Here is a 24,603-nt window from a genome sequence, read left to right as displayed (position 1 = left end):
GCGCATCGAACGCGTTCCGGAACCCGGTGCTTCGCTCGATCAATTTGGACATTTTGACCCTTGAACGGCACTACCGCCACGGGGCACCTTCTCGCAAAATAGGATTATTTCCTCCGTTATTTGCGGGATGGGAGCCCAAAATGCTTGATCGTCGTTCGCTACTTATCGCCGGAGCATCCTCGCTGGCAGGCATCATGCTGCCTCGCGTGCCGAGCAGCGCAAACGCCTTCATACTGCCATTCGCCCCCACCGAGTCCTATGCCGACGAAGAAGACCCCTTCAAGGTGCTCGTTCTCTCGCGCACCATGTTTGGTGTGGTCGTGGTCGACGTCGCCAACAAGAATATGCCCATCAAAGGAGCCCAGGTCACGCTCGCGTCGCGTTATGCCGCGGGCAAGCAGATCTCCGCCACTACCGACGACGAGGGCACGGCCATCTTTGAGGTCGCGCCGCTTTCGGAAGGCTACGTGGACCAGGCAACGCTTCTCGACGCGTACGACTTTAACGGTGGCATCTCCATCAGCATGGCGGGCTACCGTGATGTCGAGATCCCCCTCACGCGCATCCAGGGCGGCACCGGCATTACCGCGCCCACACGTCCGCTTTCCGACGGTGAGCCGTACTTTCGCCAGCTTACGTTCGACGAGTGGGACATCCAGTACGCCGACGCCACGTTCATGGCACTGCCGAAGGACGACGCCGGAAACGACCAACCCGACACGCACGCCTTTACCGTGCAGGCACATCTGCCACAGGGTGGACAGGCAACGCTGTGCATCAACAAGGTAATGCCCGCCACGAGCAGCTCATCCGAAACCGTCACGCAAATTGGCCAAGTCAAGGCCAGTGCATCGGGTTCGGATAATCTGGCAACGTTCACACTCGAAGACACGTTCCTCGATGCAGCTTCGGGCCTTCTGGAGGAAGGATGCAAGCTGCGCTTTGTCCTCGACTATCAGGGCAAGACCTATACACTCTCCTCCCCCATGGCCGTTGTCACCGCGCCGGCCGCAAAGGCAGAATCGGGCTCGACCACTATCGTCCCCACCACCATGGACCAAGAGATTACTCCGTTTGATTTCCCGGCGGCGTTTCCCGGCATCGGCGGCAATAAGTTCACGTGCTGGATGCCCTCGTTCCCCATTTTGTTCGATTTCTCTTTTGCCGGATACGTGCTGTTTGGCGGAGGATACAAACCGGTCGGCTACATGAACGATTCGGGCAATCCGGATCCGGAATACTGGAAGAAGTCACCGCGCGAGTCGGGCGCCAAGCAGGCAAACCGCTACCTCGACGAGATGGAGGGGAAGTGGAATCAGTACAAAAGTATGAGTGCCGGTTCGGGCACCGATCCAAGGAACACTAAGCTGCTTCGTCACCACTGCACGCCGCGTTTTACGATGGATATCGCCACACAGCTGTACGGATCGCTCGCCTACGACTGGGTGGGCAAAACCTGGGGTGACAACAACGACCCCGCATTTGGCAATATTAAGGCCCTCTTCCAGGTAAGAACCGACCTCAATTGGACCGAGCAGTTTACCCTAGGACCGGTGCCGTTTTTCCTAAACGTCAACCCCTGGGTGCTGGCGAAGCTGGCGCTCGCCGTGGGTGCCCACACGCACGGCAGCGGCGCGGCGTTTTTTAAAAACATTTCGCTCGACTATTCAAACACCTCGGGCTCGTTCACCATCCAGATCGGGCTTGCCGTCACCTTTGGCGCCGGCGTTGCAGGCGTCGCTTCGTCTGCCGTGCGCGGCGCCGCATCCCTCACGCTGTTCATTGGGTACGAGAAGGCAGATGGACACCAGCTTCCGCGACTGCGCGTAGGTGCAGACGTCGATGTCGATGTGATACTCCAGTTCGTAATGTTCAAGTGGACCACCAAGGCTTGGTCGGGGTCGTGGCCCACACTCCTCGATTCGTGGAATATGTCGGTGAACAATGGCAACCAGTATGTGCTCCAGCGCTCTGAGCTCGCATTGGGTGGAGATACGCCTTACACGTTGGATGCCCGCTTCGGCACGGCCGGCAACGCCGAGGCAGGCGGCGTGCCGCAATTTATCGCATCGGCCACCATCGTCACCAACGCCGAGCTGCTCGCACGCGCCGAGGTTAAGGCCACTGCCGTAAACGTCGCGCCTGTCGTGCGCGATTGGAATCAAGCGGTCACGCGCATTAAGCTCGAGGCGGATGCAGAAAGCGACGACACGGGACAGATCGAGCATTTCGTCCATACACTGATAGAAAACGCCGCGCCGATGTATGAGTACACCTATATCGGGCAGGCGACGAACGCCGTTGCGGACCCCAACGCCAATTCTGCTGGTGTATCGGAGGACGAGCGTGGCGGCATAAAACCCTCGAGCGACAACGTGCTGTTTGCTGGCGTGCTCAGCGAAGCTCACATGAAGCTGGCAATGATTGCCGGCGTAGAATGTCTGTTCCGTATCGCCTCGGTGCGCTACGGCGACAATGGCCGCTCGCGCCTGGTGGTGCACACAAAGGCAAACGGCACGTGGTCCGCTCCCACTCCCGTGGACTTTCCCCTTGGGTTTGGCGAGGGCGACGTGGAGCGCGACGGCATATTCGATTACGACTTCGACGTGGTGGAATATACGGACGGAAGAGGAAACCAGGACGCCTACGTGCTGCTGATCTCGGGCGAGCGCCCCGCAGGTGACAACACCCTTTTCGATACGGCAAGCACAGCCGGCATACTGTCCGTCGTGCGCCTGCGCATAAGTAATAGCGAAGTTCGCGTGGTGTCGTATACGTCGTGGCGCAGCATCTCGCGCGGCCGCCTTCAGGAGGATGGCTACCATTGTCTGCAGTGCCCGCGTATCACGGTGGGCAAGACGCTCGTCGACGGGCGCCTGTCGGGTGCCTACCTCCACCGCCGCGGAACCACCGCAGAAAAGGCGCTCGGCAGCGAGGCCGAGGTTGCGCTGGAATGCTTTACCTTGTGGTCGGATGATTTGGGCGACAGTCTCACGTTCCGTCAGGTCCTCCGCTTTCCGCAAGCACCGTCGAGTATCGAGCTGGGCAAGCCCGAGAATATCAACGGCAAAATGGTGGTGTCCGTTGCGTACGAGACCGCAGACGGTTGCGGCTGCGCATCGTACGCCGTGATCGGCCAGTCCATTGCGTGCTGGGACGTTATGTCACCAGACGCCACGGTACCTCATGCGGTGCCATGGCCACAACATTCGGGCTTTTTGGCAACCGTCAACGAGCAACTGCAGCATATTACTTGGACGCGAGGCGCATCGGCATTTGCAACGCAGCCCGTGGGTGCCGCAGGCTGTGGCCCGGCATCGTTTAGCGTAAGCAACAACGGCAGGTGCGTGCTCTATGTAGAGAACACCGATGGCAAGGTGGGACAAACCTACGACGAAGAAGGCAACCCGGTAGCAGTGATGGGCAAGCACTTCCGCATCTTCGCCAGCACCTTGGCAGGCGATCTGTTCACGGAGCCGTTCGTGATGTGCGAGCTGGACCATCCCGTCGATCAGATAACGACATTTTTGACGTCGGGAGGCATGCTCTCCGCACTCGCCACGCACATTGTGAGCGCGGAGAAGAGCGAGGCAGAGCTGCACGGCATCGAAGTGCCCTTGGTGGCGTGTGCCACTCCGACGGGCGCGGTCGCTACCTCGGGCGCGGTGGTACCCGGAGCAGCAGGCGAATCCTTCATGGTCACGGTGCGAAACGACGGCAACACCTTGCTGACCGCCGGCACGATCGATCTGTACCGAGAGGGCTCCAGCCAGCCGTTCTCCAGCGCATCCATCGGATTCGGACTGAACGCACGCATGGTTTCGATCTACGATCCAGAGCTTGCCGAGGATGCTTCGGCCAAAGACATGGCACACGTGAAGTACGCGCTCGAGACGCTGGGCGCACGTTTTGCAACGCACCCGCTGGTAGCCGACAACGGCAACGCCGTGCTGGCACCGGGTTGCACGGCACAGTTCCGCATGAGCTTCGCCATCCCCGAGAGCTGGAGCGACGAAGTGGGCAAACGCGTAACGCTGTATGCGAAGGCGCATAATCTGGTGGCGCTCGATCCCGTAACGCTCGAGGAAATTCGGCCGGGTGCAAACTCGGCGCTGGGTGCCGTACTGCACGAGCTTCATGTGCCCGACGCGGCATGCGAACGCTCAGAAGTTCAGGTCGGCGTATGCGACAGCGCGGATACGACGGGGCTTCACGATGCACCGATGACGGCGGACGACGGTGGCGGCTCGGGTGGCGGCGGTGCTGACAAGGGCGGCGGCTCCGGCGGAAGCAGCTCCAGCAGCGGCAAGGACCACAACAATAGCAAGCGCCCCGGAAAAGCGGGCGCGCTTGCGGGCACGGGCGATACATGCGCTCCCCTTACGGCAGCCGCTGCAGCACTCGCCGCGGCAGGCGCCGGCCTCGTCGCCTACAGCGCCCGCCGCACGGCGCTCGAAGCCGATACCGCCAATGAGGTCAATTCGGATAGGCCCCGCTAGCTCCTAGTTACTTTTGTGAGAGACGCCGACTCGGCTCATTCGTCATCGCTATGCGGACATTACAACTTCGGTTCGCTATTCAAACTTACCCGCACAAAACCGACTCGGTTTTGTGCGGGTAAACGAAACCTCATCGAACTCCGAACGATTGTTCGATGGATTTCGTGTTGGTTGGAATCGCCCAAGGGCTGGGCTATGCTACCTTGACTATCTATATGACTAAAACGCGGCAAAGGAGCATCGAGAGAGCGAGCATGGCAAAGAACACCGCAAACTATGGTAACGACAGTATTCGTCAGCTCAAGGACGAGGAGCGCGTACGCCTGCGCCCTGCCGTCATCTTTGGCTCGGACGGGCTCGACGGCTGCGCGCATGCCGCCTTCGAGATCCTGTCCAACGCCGTTGACGAGGCGCGCCAGGGCTACGGCAAGCTCATCACCCTTACCGCCTTTCGCGATGGCTCCATTCAGGTAGAGGACAACGGCCGCGGCTGCCCGCTTGACTGGAACCCCTCCGAGAAGCGCTTTAACTGGGAACTCGTCTTTTGCGAGCTTTACGCCGGCGGTAAGTACAACAACAACCAGGGCGGCGACTACGACTTCTCGCTCGGCACCAACGGCCTGGGCTCGTGCGCAACCCAGTACGCCTCCGAATACATGGACGTCACGGTTTGGCGCGACGGCAACAAGTACTCCCTGCACTTTAAGAAGGGCAAGGTCGTCGGCGCCAAAAAGAAAGCACTCGAGGTTGAGCCCAGCGACGAGGACCGCACCGGTACCACTATCAAGTGGCGCCCCGATCTTGAGGTCTTTACCTCCATCAGCATCCCCCACGATTGGTATCGCGAGACCATGCGCCGCCAGGCCGTGGTCAACGCCAACGTGACCTTCCGGCTGCGCATCGAGGGCGACGACGGCGAGTTTTCCGAAGAGGACTTCTGCTATCCCAAGGGCATCGAGGACTACGTGCTCGAGAAGGTCGGTACCGACTACCTTACCGAGCCCTTCTTTATCGAGGCCGACCGTCGCGGTCGCGATCGCGAGGATCTGCCCGATTACAACGTAAAAATCACTGCTTGCATGTGCTTCTCGCGCACCTTCACGATGCAGGAGTACTACCACAACTCCTCCTGGCTCGAGAACGGCGGCTCACCCGAAAAGGCGGCCCGCAGTGCCCTCACCAGCGCCATCGATGCCTACATTAAGCAACAGGGCAAATACAACAAAAACGAGAGCGGCATTAAGTGGCAGGACGTCCAGGACTGTCTGGTGCTGGTGACCAACTGCTTCTCCACCCAGACGTCCTACGAAAACCAGACTAAGAAGGCCATCAACAACCGCTTTATCCAGCAGGCCATGACGGCATTCTTTAAGGAGCGCCTCTCGACCTACTTGATCGAGAACAAAGATGCCGCCAACAAGATCATGGAGCAGGTGCTCATCAACAAGCGCTCGCGCGAGAATGCCGAGAAGACGCGACAGAGCATCAAGACCAACCTGCAGCAGAAGACCGACATGGCCAACCGGGTGCAGAAGTTCATCGACTGCCGTTCCAAGGACAAGAGCCGCCGCGAGATCTACATCGTAGAGGGCGACTCGGCAGCAGGCGCCATTCGCACCTCGCGCGATGCCGAGTTCCAGGGCGTTATGCCCGTCCGCGGCAAGATCCTCAACTGCCTAAAGGAGGACTATCCGCGCATCTTTAAGTCCGACATCATCATGGACCTCATGCGCGTGCTGGGCTGCGGCGTGGAGATCAAAGACAAGCGCATCAAGAACCTCGGCGCCTTTGACCTGGACAACCTTAACTGGAACAAGGTCATCATCTGTACGGACGCCGACGTCGACGGTTATCACATCCGCACGCTCGTGCTCACCATGCTCTATCGCCTGGTGCCCACGCTTATCGACGAAGGCTACGTGTATATCGCCGAGTCGCCGCTCTACGAGATCAACTGCAAAGAAAAGACCTACTTTGCCTACACCGAGCTCGAGAAGAACGGCATTCTTAAGGAGATCGGCGACCAGAAGTGCTCCATCAACCGCTCCAAGGGTCTTGGTGAGAACGACCCGGACATGATGTGGCTCACCACCATGAACCCCGAGACGCGTCGTCTGATCAAGGTGGAGTCCGAAGACGTCACCAAGATGGAGACCATGTTCAACCTTCTGCTGGGCAGCGACGAGGCGGGCCGCAAGCGCCATATCTCGGAGCACGGCAAGGAATACCTGGACCAGCTGGACCTGCAGTAGCAGCAAATCGATAACGACGGCCCATAAGAAGTTCAAGAGGAAATCGTGGCAAAGAAGAAGACGAAGAACCAGCCAAAGAAAAAGCAGGTCAACGCCGAGAACGTCATCGGCCTGCACTCCGAGGTCACCAATCAGCCGATCACGCAGACGCTCGAGGTCAACTACATGCCCTACGCCATGAGCGTCAACGTCTCGCGTGCGTTCCCCGAGATCGACGGTTTTAAGCCCTCGCACCGCAAGCTGCTCTACACCATGTACAAGATGGGCTTGCTCAAAGGTGAGCGCCAGAAGAGCGCCAACATCGTGGGTCAAACCATGAAGCTCAACCCGCACGGCGACGCCGCAATCTACGAGACGATGGTGCGCTTGGCCACCGGCAACGAGGCGCTGCTCGCGCCGTTCGTTGAGTCGAAGGGCAACTTTGGCAAGTACTATTCGGGTGACCTGAGCTACGCCGCCTCGCGTTACACCGAGGCCAAGCTCGCCCCCATCAGTGCCGAAATCTTCAAGGACATCGACAAGGACCCGGTCGACTTTGTCGACAGCTACGACGGCGCCATGAAGGAGCCGCGCCTGTTGCCCACCACGTTCCCCAACATCCTCGTCTCGGCCAACAAGGGCATCGGCGTCGCCATGGCGTCTGACATCTGCGGCTTCAACCTCAACGAGGTCTGCACCGCCACCATGCACTACCTGCAGGATCCTAACTGCGATCTGCTCGAGTACATGCCCATGCCCGACTTCTCGACCGGCGGTGAGATTATCTACCGCCGCGAGGAGATGGAAAAGATTATCGAGACCGGCCTTGGCAGCTTCCAGATCCGCTCCCGCTGGCGCTGGATTCCCGAAGAGCGCATTATCGAGGTCTACGAGATCCCCTACACCACCAAGACCGATGTCATCATCGATCGCATCGTCAAGCTCTCCAAAGAGGGCAAGGTCAAGGAGATCGCTGACATCCGCGACGAGACCGACCTCTCGGGCCTGCGCATCGCCATCGACCTTAAGCGCGGTGTTGACCCCGACAAGCTCATGGCCAAGCTCTATCGCTCGACTACGCTGCAGGATTCGTTCTCATGCAACTTTAACGTGCTGGTCGATGGTTACCCTCGTGTTATGGGCGTACGCCAGATCCTGCACGAGTGGGTCAAGTGGCGTATTGAGTCCACGCGTCGCCGCATTAACTTTGACTTGGGCAAAAAGTCCGAGCGCCTGCACCTGCTGCACGGCCTCGAAGCGATCTTGCTCGACATCGACAAGGCCATCGCCATCATCCGTGGCACCAAGCTCGAGGCCGAGGTCGTGCCCAACCTTATGAAGGGTTTCGACATCGACGAGACCCAGGCCGAGTTTGTTGCCGAGCTTAAGCTCCGCAACATCAACGAGGAGTACATCCTCAACCGCACCAAGGACATCGCTAAGCTCGAGGGTGAGATTGCCGAGCTAGAGGAGATCCTTTCGAGCGAAGAGAACATCAAGAAGGTCATCAGCGACGAGCTGGCCGCGGTCAACAAAAAGTACGTGATGCCGCGCCGCACGGGCAGGATCGAGCCCCACGAGGTCATCGAGGTAAGCCTGGAGCCCGAGGTCGAGGAGTACCCGGTGACCATCATGCTCTCGCGCGAGGGCTATCTCAAAAAGATGACCGACCGCGTGCTCAAGAAGGCTGCGACGCTCAAATACAAGGACGGCGACAAGCCCTTTATCGAGTTCCCGTCCTCCAACACCCACGAGCTGCTCGTGTTTACCAACAAGAGCCAGGTGTACAAGTGCAAGGTTGCGGCGTTTGAGGACACCAAGTCGGCCCAGCTGGGCTCGTACTTGCCCACCGACCTCGAGATGGAACCCGACGAGAGCGTGATCTGGGTCATCGACCCCGAGGACTACAAGGCCGACGTGCTGTTTGTCTTTGAGAACGGCCGCGTGGTGCGCGTCGCACTTTCTGGATACGTCACCAAGACCAACCGCAAGCGCCTCAAGAACGCCATCTACGGCGGCAGCAAACTGCTGTATGCACAGGTGCTCAAGGAAGACCGCGACCTCGCGCTGGTCTCGAGCGACTACCGCTTGATGAACTTCAACACGTCGCTGCTCAAGACCAAGACGACCACCAACACGCAGGGCGTCCAGGCCTTTACCGCCAAGAAGGGTCGCTCGGTCACCACCGTCGGCACAACCGTGGAGATCCTTGGCGCCGGCGTCTCGGCCGAGAAGTTCACCGCGCAGAGTCTCCCCTCTGCCGGTGCCCTCATGAAGGAAAACGACATGCCGAGTTTGTTTGACTAGGACGACGGCAACGAGATCGTTAGACACTTCGCAAAGCGACGAGGCCCGGAACGCAACGGCATTGCGCCCGGGACTCGTCGTTTTTCTTCTCAACTATTTTTTAACGCAGATAAATTGAATTCTGCTTATTTTTCTGCGTAAAACATGTCAGCGCCACTGCTTCGATGCCCTTTGGTCTGTCGTTAGCAAAACTTGCAAAAGTTAGCAAAACTTGCAAAAATTAGCAAAACTTGCAAAGGAGCTACCATGGAGTACAGCAAGAACCCCTTTACCCCAACATTTGGAAGCGTCCCTCCCTTTCTAGCGGGTCGCGAGCATATCCTGCGCGACATCAACCGTGGCTTTATCAACGGCCCGGGAGATCCCAACCTGTCGACTATTATTACGGGAGCAAGGGGAACGGGCAAGACGGCGCTTCTCTCGCTCCTTTCAGAAACGGCGTTCCATTGTTACCCTCCATAATTTCTGATTGTTGCCGTCTTGACGATTATGTATCTTTACATTACCTTCTGAAACATATGGCGCACCTTGTCCAGGCGGCTGTTTGGACGGCGGGGCTGGATGACCGGCTCGCCGACAGCGGCCTGATACCCTTTCAGTTCCGTCAGGCATACGCTCTGCCCGTTGGTGTAAAAGGCCAGATCAGTACGGTATGCCTGTATACAGCGGGCGGGAATCTCGCCCGTAAAGACAACTTCATCCTTTTTTACCTGGACCGTTTCGATGGTGGCACAGTATTTCGGTGCATCATGATAAGCCCTGGAAAGATATTCCCGGGGCGCATAGAGGGTGAAGGAGAGATAAGGTTCCAGCAGTTGCGTCCCTGATTCCTTCAATGCCTGTTCCAATACAATCGGGGCCAATGAGCGGAAGTCCGCCGGCGTGCTGACCGGACTGTAATAAAGCCCGTATTCAAAGCAAATCTTACAGTCCGTTACGTTCCAGCCGAACAAGCCCTGCTCCAGCCCGTAACGGATACCATCCCTGACAGCGTTTTGAAAACTCTGGTTCAAGTATCCCAGCGAAACCCGGCTCTCGTATTGTACGCCGGAGCCAAGCGGGAGTGGTGTAACAGACAGTCCGATAGATGCCCAAAACGGGTTGGGCGGCACCTCGATATGGATGGTGTGGCTGGCTGCTTTGAGCGGCCGCTCCATATAAATGATGGTGGGTTCCTTTACCACTGTTTCAATCTTGTATTTTTCCGACAGCAAAGCGGAAACGACCTCCAACTGCACCCGGCCCAAAAAAGAAAGAATGATCTCATGGGTGATGGAATCCACCTCGTAGCGCAAAAGCGGGTCAGTATCCGCAATTTGCGTAAGAGCGTCCAGCAGCCGTTCTCTTTGCGTTGCCGTTTTCGGCGCAATCGTCGTCCGCAGCATGGGGAGGGGGGCATCGCGCCACCTTTCACGAGGAAGTCGGGTGTTGTCCCCCAATACGTCGTTTAATCCCACGCTGTCGCTGGGAAGAATGACAATTTCGCCCTTGTGGGCGGTGTCTGTACGAACAATCTCCCCTTTGGATGGAATACGCATCTCTGTGATTTTCAGCTTTTCTCTCCCGGCCAGGGCCACCGTATCCCGCAGGCGCAGCGTTCCGCTGTATAGCCGCAGATAGATGAGCCGCTGGTCACAATCTGTATACTCCACCTTGAAAACGCTGCCGCATAGGGCGGCGCTCCCCTGTTCCCCAATTGGTTGGAACAGCCCTGTCACCGCATCCATCAACGGTTGAATGCCAAGGCCCTTTTTGGCGCTGCCATGATAGACCGGGAACAGGGAGGCGTCTTGAACCCGCCGCTGTTCCTCCTGCGCAAGTTCTTCCCGGCTGATTGGTTCTCCTGCGATATACTTTTCCAATAATTCATCGTTATTTTCAATGACCGCATCCCATGCTTCTATGTCGGTATTTTCCTCCAGGACTATTTCCGGGGACAGCGACACCGTCTGCTTGATGATAATATCGGCGGAGAGCTTATCCCGAACAGACTGATACACGCCTTGCAAATCAACGCCAGTTTGGTCAATCTTATTGATAAAGATAACGGTGGGAATGTCCATTTTCCGCAGGGCATGGAACAGAATACGGGTCTGGGCCTGCACGCCATCTTTAGCGGAGATCACCAAGATGGCCCCATCTAAAACAGCCAAAGAGCGGTACACCTCCGCCAAAAAATCCATGTGGCCGGGCGTATCCACAATGTTGACTTTACATCTGTGCCACTGGAAGGAAGTGACTGCCGCTTGAATGGTAATCCCACGCTGCCGCTCCAAAAGCATGGTGTCCGTCCTCGTTGTCCCTTTTTCGACGCTCCCCGGTTCTGAAATGGCTCCGCTGGCATATAGCAGGCTCTCCGTCAAGGTTGTCTTTCCAGCGTCTACATGGGCAAGAATCCCGATATTGATTATTTTCATGTGATTGTCCTCCCTTTACTGCCCCGAAGGGCATAAAAATCCCCAGCAGTAAAATACTTTTACCACTGGGGATGATAATTTGCGGACATACACATATACCAGCATACACCTGTTTGTGAGTGCTGTTTTTGGGGATATGTCAAAATTGATAAGGCAAAAGTATTCTTAAATTGGGTACAAAAAACTAAGCCCCTACAAAAGGGACTATCATAATCCTTTGTTCCCACTATTTGATTATAGTTTTATTTAAGAATACCTTGCCGCATATTTTTTACTCCTTTTCTGGAATTGAATTATTATATCACATCAGTTTTAGGAAATATATCACATCAGTTTTAGGAAAACAAGTATCTAAAAGAAATTTTTCTTCCCCTTATATGTAACAATCATACCGGCTTCCTAACGTTCAGAATGGTTTCTACTGTCTGCTGCGGTGTTTGGTTGGAATTGTCCAGCCAAAAGCCGATCCGTGGTGTTGTCTGCATTTTACTAAATACAAATTCAATGTATACAGAAAGAAATATATAAGGAGTGGGAGGGATTCCGCCGTAGTCGGCATTGTAGGAAAATCCAAAAGTTTAGATTTTCTCAAAATGCTTATCTTTTGGTCTTTGGTTCGGAATAGTGTAGTGCTGGCGGTCTATCTATTGTTTTCGGTTGCTTGCTTCTTTACCGTACATGAGCATTTGCTCATGGCATCTCGCTTTCAAAGTCTTTTGAATCTGAGCTGGGACATGCATGCGCTTGCTCAGATTTGGTAAAAGGATACGATTGCGCCTCATTCTAATATAGGGTTTATTAAGGCAACTGCAAGCAAAAGATGCAATAGCGAAATCATTGCTATTGCATATGGCTCTCTTTCCGCTCCTTTCTTAATTGGGACTTAAATCCTTCTGATAAGCAGGACGTTTTCGCCAAAGCGCTTATAAAAGACGGCGCTGGACCCGAACTCACCTTGCATGCAGGCTGAAAGGCAACCACCCAGCCCGGTACTGACGAAAACGGGGGGGGCAACGGCGACAGCTCCTCTGCCAATGCGAACGCAAACAACACCGTAAACAACAACAGCCACAACAAGGGTAAGAAGCCTGCAAAGGACGGCTTTCCCATAAGTCATGGAGCTGACTGGGGGCTTCGCTTGCGTCCGGATCGATTTGCGCGCGTTCGAACTCCCGCGCGGGCGATGAGGACCTTCGTGAATGCATCCCTGATGGACAGAAGCGACGAGAGCCCCAAGCGGCACGCTTCGAGCAGCGAAAGCTGAAGCGTAAGCAGAAGCATCGTGGGCATTGACCGGTGCCGACATGGGTCCAGGTGTGAACAGGGCTACATCCCCTATTCGCACTGTTCACACATACAGCAGCGGGCACGGATTCGACTGAAACTGCGCCCGCTGTCTGATGCTAAATTAATTTATCAAGCATGCGTTCTATTCCAGCGCAGTAATTAAATACGCTGGTACATGGATACTCCGATCAAGACGGCCGCGTATACGACCGGATACTTTCGGCAATTGGATACGCGTCTGACCTGGGATATCCAAGCGAACAATTGGCCTAACCCGCAACAGGTCCCAGGCCAGACGGGTATCCAATCGAAGGGGAAGGGCGCTCCGGTGCGGAGGCAGCGGAGCGCCCGGGGAAAGCCCGGCCAGGCGGCCCCGTTCGCCCGGACGGCCGGGCCTCCGGGGTGCGGCGGACCCCCGTGAAAGAGGGGCGCCGCGCCCCGGCAAGCCGGGCTATTAGGCGGACGGCTCCTGCTGCGTGATGCAGTGGATGTTGCCGCCGCCGTAGACGACCTGGTCGGACTTGACGCCCACGCACTTGTAGACGCCCTCGCCCCAGACCTCGTCGTAGATCTCCTGGAGCGTGTCGACGGCCAGCTGGTCGTTCTCGTCGCCGTACTGCGGGACGATGACGCCGTGGTTGGTCACGAGGTAGTTCATGTAGGAGGCGATCAGCGGCTCGTCGGGGACGCGCGGCTCGGCGTTCTCGTCGGCGTCGATGGTGTCGCAGGAGGCCTGGTCCATGTACAGCGGCTTCACGGGCATGCAGAGCTTGTAGACCTTCAGCTTGCGGCCCTTGGCGTCAACCGCGTTGGAGAGGGTCTCGTAGGCGGCGTGGCACTGCTCGTAGAACGGGTACTCGGGGTCGTCGGTCCAGATGCAGACCATGACGCCCGGGGCGATGAAGGTGGCGACGTCGTCGATGTGGCCGTTGGTCTCCTCGGGGTCGATGCCCTCCTTGACCCAGATGACCTTCTCGACGCCGAGGTAGTCCTTGAGGTGCTCGGTCATGTACCCGCGAAGCTCCTCGCTCCAGGGCTCGAACTTCTTGCGGTACTTGGGCCAGAGGGACTCGGGGTCCTCCTCCTCCTCGAGCACCGCGGAGCAGGTGCGGCCGGGGGACAGGAGGCACTGGTCGGTGACGACGAGGGTGCCCTCGCCGTCGACGGTGATGGAGCCGCCCTCGAGGATCATGTCGTCGGGACGGTAGCGGCGGCAGCCGGAGAGCTCGGCCATCTTGAGGGCGATCTGCTCGTCCTTGTCCCACGGGAAGTAGAGGCCGTCGATGAGGCCGCCGTAGCCGTTGAAGTGCCAGTGGTTGGCGCGCTTCTCGCCCTTGCCGTTGATGACGTAGGTGGCGCCGGTGTCGCGGAACCAGGCGTCGTCGGTGGTCATCTCGACGACGGTGACGTTCTCGTCGTTCTCGAAGACGGCCTTGCAGTTGGCGTAGTCGACCTGGTTGGCGCACATGTAGACCGGGGTGAACTCGGAGATGGCGCGGGCGATGGCGGCATACTGCTTCTGGGCGGGCTTGGCGCCGTGGGCCCAGGTGTCGGTGCGGTGGGGCCAGCCCATCCACACGCGGTCCTGGGGGGCGAACTCGGCGGGCATGAAGAAGCCGTCGGCCCTCGGGGTGGACTCGGACTCGGTGATCGTACGCATAAGATTTCCTCCAAACCGGACGATCGTCTGCCGCGGGCGGGCTGCCCGCGGCCTAGGACCAAGAGATGGCGGGCGCCCGTCCCCCGGCAGAGGTCGGGGCGCCCGGGGCCGGTTTTCACGGGGTCGCACCGGCGGGCGACGACGTAGCCAGGTGCGCGGAGACGGGACGCACGAGGGATACGGGAGAGGGGTCGGGGCGGTCGGCGGCTGCCGGAGCTATCGCCCGCACCCGCCCCGGGGGATGGTTGGCGGACCCGTCGCCCGGGCACGCCCCCGGAGAGGCCGGGGTGCCCGGGGCCGGGTGCCCTAGTTCTCCTCGGCCTCCTCGGCGAGGCGCTGGGCGGCCAGCTCGGGGGTGAGGCCCTTGTACTCGGTCTCGCGGCCCTTGGCGCTGACGACGCGGACGACCTCGCCGATGAGCACGAGCACGATGAAGATGACGATCATCGGGACCTTCTCGCCGACCTCGGCGGCGGAGAACGGCGCCAGCGTCGCGACGATGGCCAGGATCAGCTCGATGCAGGGGATGGCCAGCATGACCTTCATCATCGCGCCCTTGAACGGGAACGTGAAGATGCGCTCACGGTTCGGGTCGTTCTTGCGGAGGTTGAGGAACGCCGGGAACATCGGGATGTAGGTGAGCAGCAGGAAGACGACGGAGGTGCCGAAGAGCATCCAGAAGACGCCGTTGGAGATGGCGTCGACGGGAACGAGCTGCAGGCAGAGGACCAGGGAGGCGACGACGGCGTTGACCAGGTTGGCGCCGTTGGGCATGTCGTCCTCGGAGATCATCGAGGCGAAGACCTTGGGCATGTTGCCGTGCTCGGCGGCGTAGCGGGCGACGGAGTTGACGCCGAAGGACCAGGCGGCCATGTTGGCGAACAGGGTGATCAGGAAGGCGATGCAGATGACCTTGAAGAGCACGGAATCGCCCACCATGGTCTGGACTGCGACGATCATGCCGTAGTCGGGGTCGATGGAGTCGGCCGGGATGGCGGCGCCGATGCCGAAGCCAGCGAACAGGTAGATGGCGCCAATGGTCAGGCCGCCCAGGATGATGGACTTCGGAATGTCGTGGGTCGGGTTCTCCATGTCCTTGGCGAAGGTGCAGATGACCTCGAAGCCCGTGAAGTTGAAGATGATGATGGACAGGTAGCCCAGGGCGTTGGTGTTGGTGAGCTCGGGCAGGAAGGTGGCGGCGGACATGTCGTTCGCGAAACCGTTCTCCATGGCATACCAGATGCCCAGGGCGCCGACGATGACGGCAACGGCGACCTTGATCAGGGCGCCACCGTTGAGGACCCACTCGGAGTCGGCCGCCTTGGAGCGGCCCATGAGGTAGACGATCCACACGAAGGCGAGCTCGATGCCCATCTTGGCGATCAGGTTGAACTCGACGCCGAAGACCATGCCCAGGATGTCGGGGAACATGGTCGCCAGCGAGGCGATCCACAGGGGGTAGTTGACCCAGTAGTAGTACGAAATGCGGGCGCCCCACTTGTCGCCCAGGCCATCGCGTACCCAGTCGTAAATGCCGCCCTCGCCGTCATAGGTGGTGCCGAGCTCGGCGACGACCATGCCGTAAGGGAGCAGGAAGGTCAGGATCAGGAAGATCCACCAGAAGAACTGCTGGTTGCCAATGGCAGCAGCAGGAGCGGCGGCCTCGCAAACGAAGACGACGCAGATGATGGTCGAAATGACCGTCAGGAAGGAAAGCTTTTTCTTTCCGTCACTCATATTTAATCCTTTGCTCAGTCGTTTTCAGACAGGGCGCCAGTGCTTACGCGCAGTGGCGCAGATGATGGGCAGCAAGAGACAAGCATCTGCTGCCGCCCATCAGAAAGCATCGTACAGGCCATACCACACGTCGGTGTAGATGAAGTCGGCGCCCTTGATGCACTCGGTTGTCGTCGGAGACTTTGCAGTTCTCCTCGCCGATGGCCATGAGGTCGCCCATCTCCTGCGAAGGCGGGCGAGCCGTAGCTCGCCCGACCTGGTACGTCTTACAGACCGTGCTTACCGAGAGCGGCCATGCGCTCATTGATGGTGGCGCGGTATGCCGCAGCCTTCTGCTCGTCGGGCTCGCTCTGGGGGCACAGAGTGGCCAGGATGGCGCGAATGGAGTGCTTGCGGTTCTCGGCCTCGACCCAGCACAGGGAGCGCTCGGGATCGTCCATGACCTCGTCGACGACTTCCTCGCCACGGTTGGCGGGCAGGCAGTGCATGAACATGCTGTTCGGACCGGCAACGTTCATCATATCCCAGGTCACCTGGTACTTCGGATAGAACACATCCATGTAGCTGGAGCTGGAGACCTCACTGTCGTAGAGGCCGTACCACACATCGGTGTACACGAAGTCGGCGCCCTCGATGCAGGAAATGTCGTCGGAAATGGTGATGGTGCCGCCGGAGACCTTGCAGTTCTCCTCGCCGATAGCCATGAGATGCTTGCCGAACTCGGCGCGCTCCTCATCGGTGCCAATATGCAGGCAGCCGTCGGGAATCTGATGCCCCTTCGGTCCGAACTGCACGAAGTCCATGCCCATCTTCGTGCAGATGAACATGAGCGACGCGCAGGTCTGGGTGGCATCGCCGATCCAGGCAAACTTGCAGTCCTCGATCTTCTTACCGGCGGGCAAGTTCTCGATCATGGTCATGAGGTCGCCGAGCTCCTGGGTGGGATGGTTGTACTCGCTCATGCCGTTGATGACGGGGGCCGCGGAGTACTTCGCCAAGCTCACTACATCCTTATGACGATCGACGCAGGCCATGAGGATGTCGACGAGGCTTCCCATAACGCGGCCGGAGTCCTCGATGGACTCATGGCCACCCAGCTGGATGGAGCCGGGGCCGAAGAACTGGGCGTGACCGCCGAGGTCGCTCATGGCCGTCTCGAAGGAGATGCGGGTACGGGTGGACACCTGCTGGAAGATCATGCCGAGGGTCTTGTCCTTCAGCAGGTGCGGGTACTCGCCGCCCTCCTTGATGAGCCCCTTCATGGCGATGGCCAGATCTACCATGCCGAGCAGCTCTTCTTTTGTGAAGTCGTTGGTGTCGATGTAATCTTTGACCATTGAAATCTCCTTCAAAATTCGTTGGCCGGACCGCCCCTTGCGGACCGTGCTCCCATGAAGCGCCCCGAAATGAGCGAGACGCTCCCTTGCGCCACACAGCATGGGGCGCACCCGTAGTTTTGAGAAGAGATAACCAGGATTATTTTCAGATTACATTAGCTCACCGCACACCTTACCCTGGCTAATCCTAGCTAATCCTAACTAATCCTAACTAGTCCTAACGCCTAGACGGATTGATATTGAACTGGTTTCTTCGCCCTGTGCGCCGCTGTCAACACCTTGCGCCTCCGTTCTAAGGAACCGACGCGCCCGACGCCCAAGAATACGTAGACGAGCTGCTCCTCGCCCTCTGCGAGCACTGTCACCTGACCGCGCGCGAGCGCATCATCTTGAAAGAGGTGCTGCAGGGCAAGGACAACCAGGACATCGCCAGTTCGCCGCAACTGGCCCTGGGCACCGTGCAGGCCCATGTGCACAACATTCTGAAGAAAACCGGCACCACCACCCGCCAAGAACTCACCCAGCTGTTCTGGAAGGGATGAAGAACGGCCGAAGACGGCTGATCCCGTAGGGGGCGGCCGCAGCCGGTGTGAGGGAGATTGGATACAGACTTAACGGAGTCGACCCCGACGATGGTCAGCTTGGCATCGTCGATGTTCACGGTGAACTGGTCGGTCACGTCATTGCCGTCGGAATCGATGACGACAGCTTGGCCGGAAACCTTGACAGGGTACTCGCCCGCATCGGTGCCCGTTGCAGAAGCCTCAACGCCGGAAACGTAGAAGGTCTGACCATTGATCTGGAACTCCAGGGCCTCGAAACCGGATACGGACTTCTCGGTGCCGTCGTAGGTCACGGACTTGGAATTGGGAGTGAGGGTAATCTGGTGCTTCTCGCTACGGTCGGTAACGGTCAAGGTTCCATACGTCTTGTTGATCTGATAGTTGTCCAGATTGGTTCCCTCGTTGGGGATGCATTCGAACGCATTCTCGGAGGAGCCGACGATCTTCTGCGAGCCGGTGAAAGAATAGGTGGCACCTTGGCCATCGACCCAACCAGTATCCCGGGCAGCCTCCCCAACGGTGACCTTGTGATTGGTCAGGGGCTTGCCGTCGTACTCCTTGGAACCACTCGCGGAGGTCAGGGTGACCGGACGCTTTTCGACCGTCAATTTACCTTCGTTCTTCACGATGTTGTAGTATTCGGCAATAGACGGGTCGAGCGTTACACGAATCGCATTTTTCGATATGCCACAATCGGTCTGAGAACCTACAAACTCTATTTCCATATGGTGAATAATAACCGAGTCTTTGTTGGCTATGCGTCGTTTGAATGTAATTACCTCTCTAATAAATCATATTTGTTACTTTTCAGCACCACCAAACCAGATTCTGCCTCCTTCGAACCAGGCACCCACCCCATCAAGATCACGAAGCATCCCCGCCCTCAGCCTCGGCCTGCTAGTCATGTGCCTGTTCACCTTGGAGAAAGCATGCCAAAGGCAGCGCTGGACCATGGTTTGCGGCCACACCTCCGCGACCGCGCGATGAGGACGACGAGGTCCCTGGCGAGGTATATGCCGTCGGCGAAGACGACCCTGTGGACCTCGTCGACGCACTCGGGCATGGGCCAGACCTCCCGGAACTCGGCCGTCCTGCTCCTGAAGGCCCGCCCGCCGCAGTAGGGGCAATAGACGGCCTTCATGGGCACCTCTTCCGAAAAGGTATTTAACGGTTCCGGAAAAGGTTATCTGCCTGCGGGAACGATAGGCAACCGGACACACATTCTGTCCGAGCGGTTAAAAGCGGGCACGGTATTTATACGGCTAAAAAAGGGGCATCGACCTGCGCCGATGCCCCCCAACAGGACACACGTTTTGTCCTATAAGCCTTAGCCAACAGATTGCCTGCACAAAAAACATGGCCACCCGCAAAGGGTGGCCATGTAGATTCTATCTGCAAGAAATCTTTTGCGTGCGTGGTGTGCTTTCGCGCATTCAGTCATGCGCACCTTCGCGCTTTCACACTCTAGCACGTTCATGCGTTCATGCGTTCACGCTTTCCGTATTCTCGCGTTCGCGCTTTCGTACTGGTCTATTCGCCTGTGCGAATTACCACGTGCGGGAATTCATCTGGCGGAACTGAGCAACGGTTGGAGCGTGCGAATTCATGCCGCCGTCAACGTTGATGATCTGTCCCGTGGTGTAGGTACTTTCATCGGAGCCAAAATATACGGCTGCATGAGCAATGTCTTCTGGGCAACCGTAGCGGTTAACCATGATGCTACCCAAGAAGATATCTTTGAGCATCTGAGGAACCTTTGCCTCGTTTTCTGGCGTAACAATCAAGCCTGGACGGATGCAATTGCAGCGGATGTTGTCTTTGCCGTATTGCAAGGCAACGTATTGCGTGAAGATGTCTACGCCCGCCTTGGCGCATGCATAAGCGGTAGAACCTAAGTCGCCTGCACATGATGCCATAGAGCCAATGTTGACGATTGCGCCGCCACCAATTTCTTTCATGTAGGGGATAGCGCACTTCGTTGCATAGAAGGTGCCGCGCAGGTCGCTTTCCAAAATAGCGTCCCACATTTCAAGGGTGAGCTCGTCAACACGACCGTCCTTGAGGGCAACGTTTGCTGCATTGTTTACCAAAATATCGAGCTTGCCGTATTGCTCTACAGTGTCTGCAATAAGCGCTTCGATGCTTGCTGGTTCGGTAATGTCGAAATAGTGGAAGCTTGCCTTGCCGCCTGCTTCAACAATTTGATCAACTACAACTTGGCCTTTTTCGGCACGACGACCACTAATAACAACCGTTGCGCCCTCGGCTGCGTATACCTTTGCGATACCGATGCCAATGCCGCTGGTGGAACCCGTTACGATAGCAACTTTGCCTTCGAGTCTACCCATTGTGTTCCCTTTCTCGTTCAAATAGTCGATAAGGTATTTGTATTCCTTTTTTGCGTGTTTGTGAATATTTGCATAGAAAAAGCGGATGGCAGGCGTGTGGATTTCGGCAGGAAGGGAAGGGGCCGGCCGCGTTGCGTGCACTGCCGTATTCTTTTCTGCAGGATAATATGTTGAGCTGCTCGTTTTTCTGTTTGAATAGTAGACAGATTTAGCATGGTCAGAGGCTGCTAGCAAACAATTTACCCCCTCAACAAAACGCTTGCTCTCTGACATGCCATGCTCGCGCACAAAGTTGGGGCCTTCCCAGACGGGAAGGCCCCTTTGCTGATTATCTTAGCGCTTCATTTCAATGGAGCTGCACCAATGGTATCCGTGCTTATTTATAGTTGTTGCGCTTTCTGAACATGAAGAGCGCCCCAACACCGGCAGCGATCGCAACGCCGCAGATGCCCATCAGGTACAGGGCGGCGCTATCGCCGGTGTGAGGGAGATTGGATACAGACTTATCGGAGTCGCCCCCGACGATGGTCAGCTTGGCATCGTCGATGTTCACGATGAACTGGTCGGTCACATCGTTGCCGTCGGAATCGATGACGACAGCTTGGCCGGAAACCTTGACAGGGTACTCGCCTGCATCGGTGCCCGTTGCAGAAGCCTCAACGCCGGAAACGTAGAAGGTCTGACCATTGATCTGGAACTCCAGGGTCTCGAAACCGGATACGGACTTCTCGGTGCCATCGTAGGTCACGGACTTGGAGTTAGGAGTGAGGGTGATATGGTACTTCTCGCTACGATCGGTAACGGTCAGGGTTCCATACGTCTTGTTGATCTGATAGTTGTCCAGATTGGTTCCCTCGTTAGGGATGCATTCGAATACATTCTCAGAGGAGCCGACGATCTTCTGCGAGCCGGTGAAAGAATAGGTGGCACCTTGGCCATCGACCCAACCAGTATCCCGGGCAGCCTCCCCAACGGTGACCTTGTGATTGGTCAAGGGCTTGCCGTCGTACTCCTTCGAACCACTCGCGGAGGTCAGGGTGACCGGACGCTGTGCGACATTCAATGGAGCATAACTAATGGTAATAGCGTAGTGTTCCTTGAAGTATTCCTCACTACCCGAAGGAAACTCTACGTCAAACGTATTATCCGATTCGCCAGCATTCGTCTGAGAACCGGTCATCGTGTATTTAACTCTGTCTCTGTCAGCAGAAATCCAACCCTCCCCATCTTCATTAATTCCTGTGACAGTAAGAGGGGTGCCGTCATAGATCTTTTCGCCATACGAGGAAGACAAACGTACGGTACGCTTTCTAATCTTGATTCGAATTGTCTCTTCATCCAAATCACCTCCCGAAACCTTCAAAATCACGCTGCCGATTTCAGTTCCCGTCACAGTAACGCGAGATGGATCATCCGTTTTCTTTACAGTGATAGCTCCAGTTTCGCCGTCCTTTTCCCAGCTCCAATCATAACTTGACCTTTCTGTCAAGTTATGATAGCTCGTAATTTCATACCAAAAAATCGGGTCTGTTTTGCCTTTTATTCCCTTAAGCTCGGAGTCGCCTCCCGTATCAGCGAAAGCTGCGACGGGCAGAAAAGATGCTGCCAGCACTGCCGCCAGCATCACCCTCGCAAATCTTTTCGCAAGCGATTGGGAGAGAACTGCAGTTGCGACCTCTCCCCATTTGGAGAATTTGGCATCCATGAAGCTCATGTCTGCTCCAATCGCATCGAATTGAACCAACGTAAAACGCAACACGACGTACAGTTTGTTGCTGCGTTTTTTCCATACGGTAAAGAATAACCGAATCTTTGTTGGCTATGCGTCGTTTGAATGTAATTACCCCTCTAATAAATCATATTTGTTACTTTTCAGCACCACCAAACCAGATTCTGCCTCCTTCGAACCAGGCACCCACCCCATCAAGACCACGAAGCATCCCCGCCCAGGGTTGATTTCCGATCTCAGCCGAACACATTGAGCTGATGGCACGCTCCCGCAGTCAACCGAACGCCCCCGAGGTCCTATCCGGGACCCGGGGGCGGCATTTTCCCAGTTGAAGGAATGGTGGAGATGTGTTTCGATGGGTCCGGTGGCCATGCTCCGCCCGCCGCCCGGCACCTCTTCCCAGACTCAGCCGGACGGTCGGTCCGTCTATTCCGTTTTTTCTCCTAGGCTAGGCCAGCGGGGCATCGCCCCTCTCTGCGCGCGCCCTCTCGATGAGCCCCGGCGTCAGGTCGAGTTCCCCGATGGGCACGTCCCCCACGCCGTAGGCGTCCAGCAGCGCCGCCGCGTCCTCCCCGAGCATCGCCCTGAAGGCGCGCGCGGGCGTCGCGAAGCCGAGCGCGCCGCGGGGCTCGGAGTTCACGTGCGACATGGCCAGCGCCAGGTCGGCCGGGGCGAGCCGGTCGAACCTGATTCCGGCGCCCTTGGGCAGCAGCTTCCTGATCTCGACGTGGTTGCGCTCGCAGGCGCCCTTCTGGTCGCTGCGCCTGGGGTCGCAGTAGAACAGCCTCGTCTCGCCCGGCCCCTCGCCGAGCAGCGCCGCGATCGCCGCCTCGTCGGAGAACTCGGCGCCGTTGTCGGTGAGGACGGCGCGGAACACGCGGCGCGTCCCGTCGGCGCCGAGGATGGCCCGGACGCCCTCCAGGGCGCCCGCGACGCACCCGGCGGTCTTCTCCTCCAGCGGCAGCGCGAGCTGGAGCCTGCTGGGGCGGTGCAGCAGCGTGAGCAGGCAGGCGGAGTCCTCCCGGGCCCCCTCGTGTTGATGTTCACTAAGAAGTGGTCCGAGTGATCACTGGGAAATGAGCACCGTGAGCACGAAAAATTGAGCAGTTTAAGCAAGAGGGCCGCGCCCCGGGGACCGGGGGCGCGGCCCTCGCCGTATGGTTTCCCCGGGCGGTTACTTTGGCGAGCCCGCCCGGGAAGGATGGAGGAGATGACCGTGCCCCTGGACACAGTGAATGATATACGGTCGATGGATGCCGCCGGGCGCTCGAGGTCCGAGATCGCCCGAGTGCTCCACGTGAGCCGGAACACCGTGGCGAAGTACGCCGACATGGAGGACATGTCGCCCGCCGCGCCGATGTCCCGGAGGAGGGGCAGGCCCGCGCTCGAGGGCAACGAGGAATGGGTCGCGGGCGTTCTCGAGGCCGACCTCGGGGCCCCGAGGAAGCAGCGCCACACCGCCAGGCGGATCTACGACAGGCTCGTCGCCGAGCGCGGCTACGGCGGCTCGTACTCCACCGTGCAGAGGTTCGTCCGCGAGCTCAGGCTCGCCCGGGCGGCGGCGGGCGGAGAGGGGTACCTCGAGCTCGAGTGGGCGCCCGGCACCTGCCAGGTCGATTTCGGCAACTTCCGCGCCGCGGTCGGCGGGAGGACCCTCGACCTCAAGCTGCTGGTCGCGACGCTCCCGCACTCGAACGACCGGCAGTGCGTCGCCCTCATGTCGCAGAGGTCGGAGTGCCTGTGCGCCGGGCTGCTCGAGATCTTCCGCCGCTGGGGCCGCGCCCCGGCTGCGATGGTGCTCGACAACGCCACTGAGGCGGGCAGGATGGTGCGCGGCGAGGTCACGGAATCGAGGCTGTTCTCGCAGTTCAGGGCCCACTACCGCTTCGAGAGCCGGTACTGCAACCCCTATTCGGGAAACGAGAAGGGCTCCGTCGAGAACGCCGTGGGGTTCCTCCGGCGCAACCTCCTCGTCCCCGTGCCGGCGTTCGGCACGCTCCCCGAGCTCAACGCGTTCCTCGCCGAGGGATGCGCGAGGATCAACGCGGAGTCGCGCTGCCGCGACGGCAGGCCGCACGGGGAGGCCTACCGGGAGGACCTCGCCGCCATGCGCGCCCTTCCCGGCGTGGAGTTCGACGCGGTGAGGTGGGTCGCCGCCCGCGCCGACAAGCGCGGCTACGTCGAGGCCGACGGGCGCGAGTACGTCGCCGGGCCCGCCTGGCACGGGCGGAGCCTGCTCGTCGGCATGCGCGCGACGACGGTGGAGATCCTCGCCGACCGCTGTTTAGGGCAATCTGATTGTTGCTAGTGCGGCACCCATTCTTTTCATCTACGGAAACGAAGAATTTCAGAAAAGGCAAAGGCATGCCGACCAGCCAGGCCTACCGTTGCAATTGCAGCTACCAACTGACAATTGCACAGGAGGCAGGAAGGATGATCAGCATGCCAATGATCGAAAGTATACGAGAGATGTCGAGAAGGGGCCTCT

At 58.2% G+C, this 24,603-nt stretch carries 14 protein-coding genes; 7 read left to right on the top strand and 7 right to left on the bottom strand.

Annotation, left to right across the window (positions count from 1 at the left end):
* The first annotated feature begins 140 nt into the window (after nucleotides 1-140).
* The 4 genes from ACTQX9_RS07700 (at nucleotide 141) to ACTQX9_RS07685 (ending at nucleotide 9,499) form a co-directional block, all read left to right on the top strand.
* Complete coding sequence (locus ACTQX9_RS07700) at nucleotides 141-4,499, top strand: hypothetical protein (protein WP_441540993.1); 4,359 nt, start codon at nucleotides 141-143, stop codon at nucleotides 4,497-4,499.
* A gap of 254 nt (nucleotides 4,500-4,753) precedes the next feature.
* Nucleotides 4,754-6,751 carry a DNA gyrase/topoisomerase IV subunit B gene (locus ACTQX9_RS07695; protein ID WP_441540991.1) on the top strand — a complete coding sequence of 666 codons (1,998 nt, stop codon included), beginning with the start codon at nucleotides 4,754-4,756 and terminating at the stop codon, nucleotides 6,749-6,751.
* A gap of 45 nt (nucleotides 6,752-6,796) precedes the next feature.
* Nucleotides 6,797-9,037, top strand: a complete 2,241-nt coding sequence (locus ACTQX9_RS07690; RefSeq protein ID WP_441540989.1) for a DNA gyrase subunit A — start codon at nucleotides 6,797-6,799, stop codon at nucleotides 9,035-9,037.
* 246 nt (nucleotides 9,038-9,283) lie between these two features.
* On the top strand, nucleotides 9,284-9,499 hold the full coding sequence (locus tag ACTQX9_RS07685; RefSeq protein ID WP_441016470.1) for a hypothetical protein: 216 nt from the start codon (nucleotides 9,284-9,286) through the stop codon (nucleotides 9,497-9,499).
* A gap of 35 nt (nucleotides 9,500-9,534) precedes the next feature.
* On the opposite strand, the gene tet(W) is transcribed toward ACTQX9_RS07685, so the two are convergent.
* The 4 genes from tet(W) to ptcA form a co-directional block, all read right to left on the bottom strand.
* Nucleotides 9,535-11,454: a tetracycline resistance ribosomal protection protein Tet(W) gene (gene tet(W), locus ACTQX9_RS07680; protein ID WP_441540987.1), complete on the bottom strand. Its 1,920-nt coding sequence runs from the start codon at nucleotides 11,452-11,454 to the stop codon at nucleotides 9,535-9,537.
* A 1,741-nt stretch (nucleotides 11,455-13,195) separates the two neighbouring features.
* Nucleotides 13,196-14,401, bottom strand: coding sequence for an agmatine deiminase family protein (locus ACTQX9_RS07675; RefSeq protein ID WP_441540985.1), 1,206 nt, complete (start codon nucleotides 14,399-14,401; stop codon nucleotides 13,196-13,198).
* A 306-nt stretch (nucleotides 14,402-14,707) separates the two neighbouring features.
* Nucleotides 14,708-16,138, bottom strand: a complete 1,431-nt coding sequence (locus ACTQX9_RS07670) for an APC family permease (RefSeq protein ID WP_441540983.1) — start codon at nucleotides 16,136-16,138, stop codon at nucleotides 14,708-14,710.
* A 266-nt stretch (nucleotides 16,139-16,404) separates the two neighbouring features.
* Nucleotides 16,405-17,475, bottom strand: a complete 1,071-nt coding sequence (ptcA, locus tag ACTQX9_RS07665; RefSeq protein ID WP_441540981.1) for a putrescine carbamoyltransferase — start codon at nucleotides 17,473-17,475, stop codon at nucleotides 16,405-16,407.
* Nucleotides 17,476-17,873: 398 nt separating this feature from the next.
* Between ptcA and ACTQX9_RS07660 the strand changes: the two genes are divergently transcribed.
* On the top strand, nucleotides 17,874-18,017 hold the full coding sequence (locus ACTQX9_RS07660; RefSeq protein WP_441541052.1) for a helix-turn-helix transcriptional regulator: 144 nt from the start codon (nucleotides 17,874-17,876) through the stop codon (nucleotides 18,015-18,017).
* A gap of 47 nt (nucleotides 18,018-18,064) precedes the next feature.
* The gene (locus tag ACTQX9_RS07655) at nucleotides 18,065-19,159 is read left to right on the top strand and encodes a hypothetical protein (protein ID WP_441540979.1); all 1,095 of its coding nucleotides are present in this window, start codon (nucleotides 18,065-18,067) and stop codon (nucleotides 19,157-19,159) included.
* Between the two features lie 426 nt (nucleotides 19,160-19,585).
* Here ACTQX9_RS07655 and ACTQX9_RS07650 read toward each other — a convergent pair whose 3' ends face one another.
* The 3 genes from ACTQX9_RS07650 to ACTQX9_RS07640 form a co-directional block, all read right to left on the bottom strand.
* Nucleotides 19,586-20,659 carry an SDR family NAD(P)-dependent oxidoreductase gene (locus ACTQX9_RS07650; protein WP_441540977.1) on the bottom strand — a complete coding sequence of 358 codons (1,074 nt, stop codon included), beginning with the start codon at nucleotides 20,657-20,659 and terminating at the stop codon, nucleotides 19,586-19,588.
* Between the two features lie 103 nt (nucleotides 20,660-20,762).
* Entirely contained in the window at nucleotides 20,763-22,100 is a 1,338-nt protein-coding gene (locus ACTQX9_RS07645; RefSeq protein WP_441540975.1) for an LPXTG cell wall anchor domain-containing protein, read from the bottom strand.
* Between the two features lie 463 nt (nucleotides 22,101-22,563).
* Nucleotides 22,564-22,992, bottom strand: a complete 429-nt coding sequence (locus ACTQX9_RS07640) for a hypothetical protein (RefSeq protein WP_441540973.1) — start codon at nucleotides 22,990-22,992, stop codon at nucleotides 22,564-22,566.
* 324 nt (nucleotides 22,993-23,316) lie between these two features.
* Between ACTQX9_RS07640 and istA the strand changes: the two genes are divergently transcribed.
* Complete coding sequence (gene istA / locus ACTQX9_RS07635; RefSeq protein WP_441540971.1) at nucleotides 23,317-24,423, top strand: IS21 family transposase; 1,107 nt, start codon at nucleotides 23,317-23,319, stop codon at nucleotides 24,421-24,423.
* The last annotated feature ends 180 nt before the right edge of the window (nucleotides 24,424-24,603 follow it).

The sequence above is a fragment of the Collinsella sp. LCP19S3_F2 genome (genome assembly GCF_052121015.1).
GTDB lineage: Bacteria > Actinomycetota > Coriobacteriia > Coriobacteriales > Coriobacteriaceae > Collinsella.
The sequence above is the reverse complement of the archived record's forward strand: the minus strand, read 5'-3'. Positions and strand labels throughout refer to the sequence as shown.

Bases quoted from the DNA above. Each gene is read 5' to 3' on its own strand.
- ACTQX9_RS07695 (WP_441540991.1), top strand. From the start codon at position 4,754: ATGGCAAAGAACACCGCAAACTATGGTAACGACAGTATTCGTCAGCTC.
- ACTQX9_RS07670 (WP_441540983.1), bottom strand. From the start codon at position 16,138: ATGAGTGACGGAAAGAAAAAGCTTTCCTTCCTGACGGTCATTTCGACC.
- ACTQX9_RS07685 (WP_441016470.1), top strand. From the start codon at position 9,284: ATGGAGTACAGCAAGAACCCCTTTACCCCAACATTTGGAAGCGTCCCT.
- ACTQX9_RS07645 (WP_441540975.1), bottom strand. From the start codon at position 22,100: ATGAGCTTCATGGATGCCAAATTCTCCAAATGGGGAGAGGTCGCAACT.
- ptcA (WP_441540981.1), bottom strand. From the start codon at position 17,475: ATGGTCAAAGATTACATCGACACCAACGACTTCACAAAAGAAGAGCTG.
- ACTQX9_RS07700 (WP_441540993.1), top strand. From the start codon at position 141: ATGCTTGATCGTCGTTCGCTACTTATCGCCGGAGCATCCTCGCTGGCA.
- istA (WP_441540971.1), top strand. From the start codon at position 23,317: ATGGAGGAGATGACCGTGCCCCTGGACACAGTGAATGATATACGGTCG.
- ACTQX9_RS07675 (WP_441540985.1), bottom strand. From the start codon at position 14,401: ATGCGTACGATCACCGAGTCCGAGTCCACCCCGAGGGCCGACGGCTTC.
- ACTQX9_RS07650 (WP_441540977.1), bottom strand. From the start codon at position 20,659: ATGTCAGAGAGCAAGCGTTTTGTTGAGGGGGTAAATTGTTTGCTAGCA.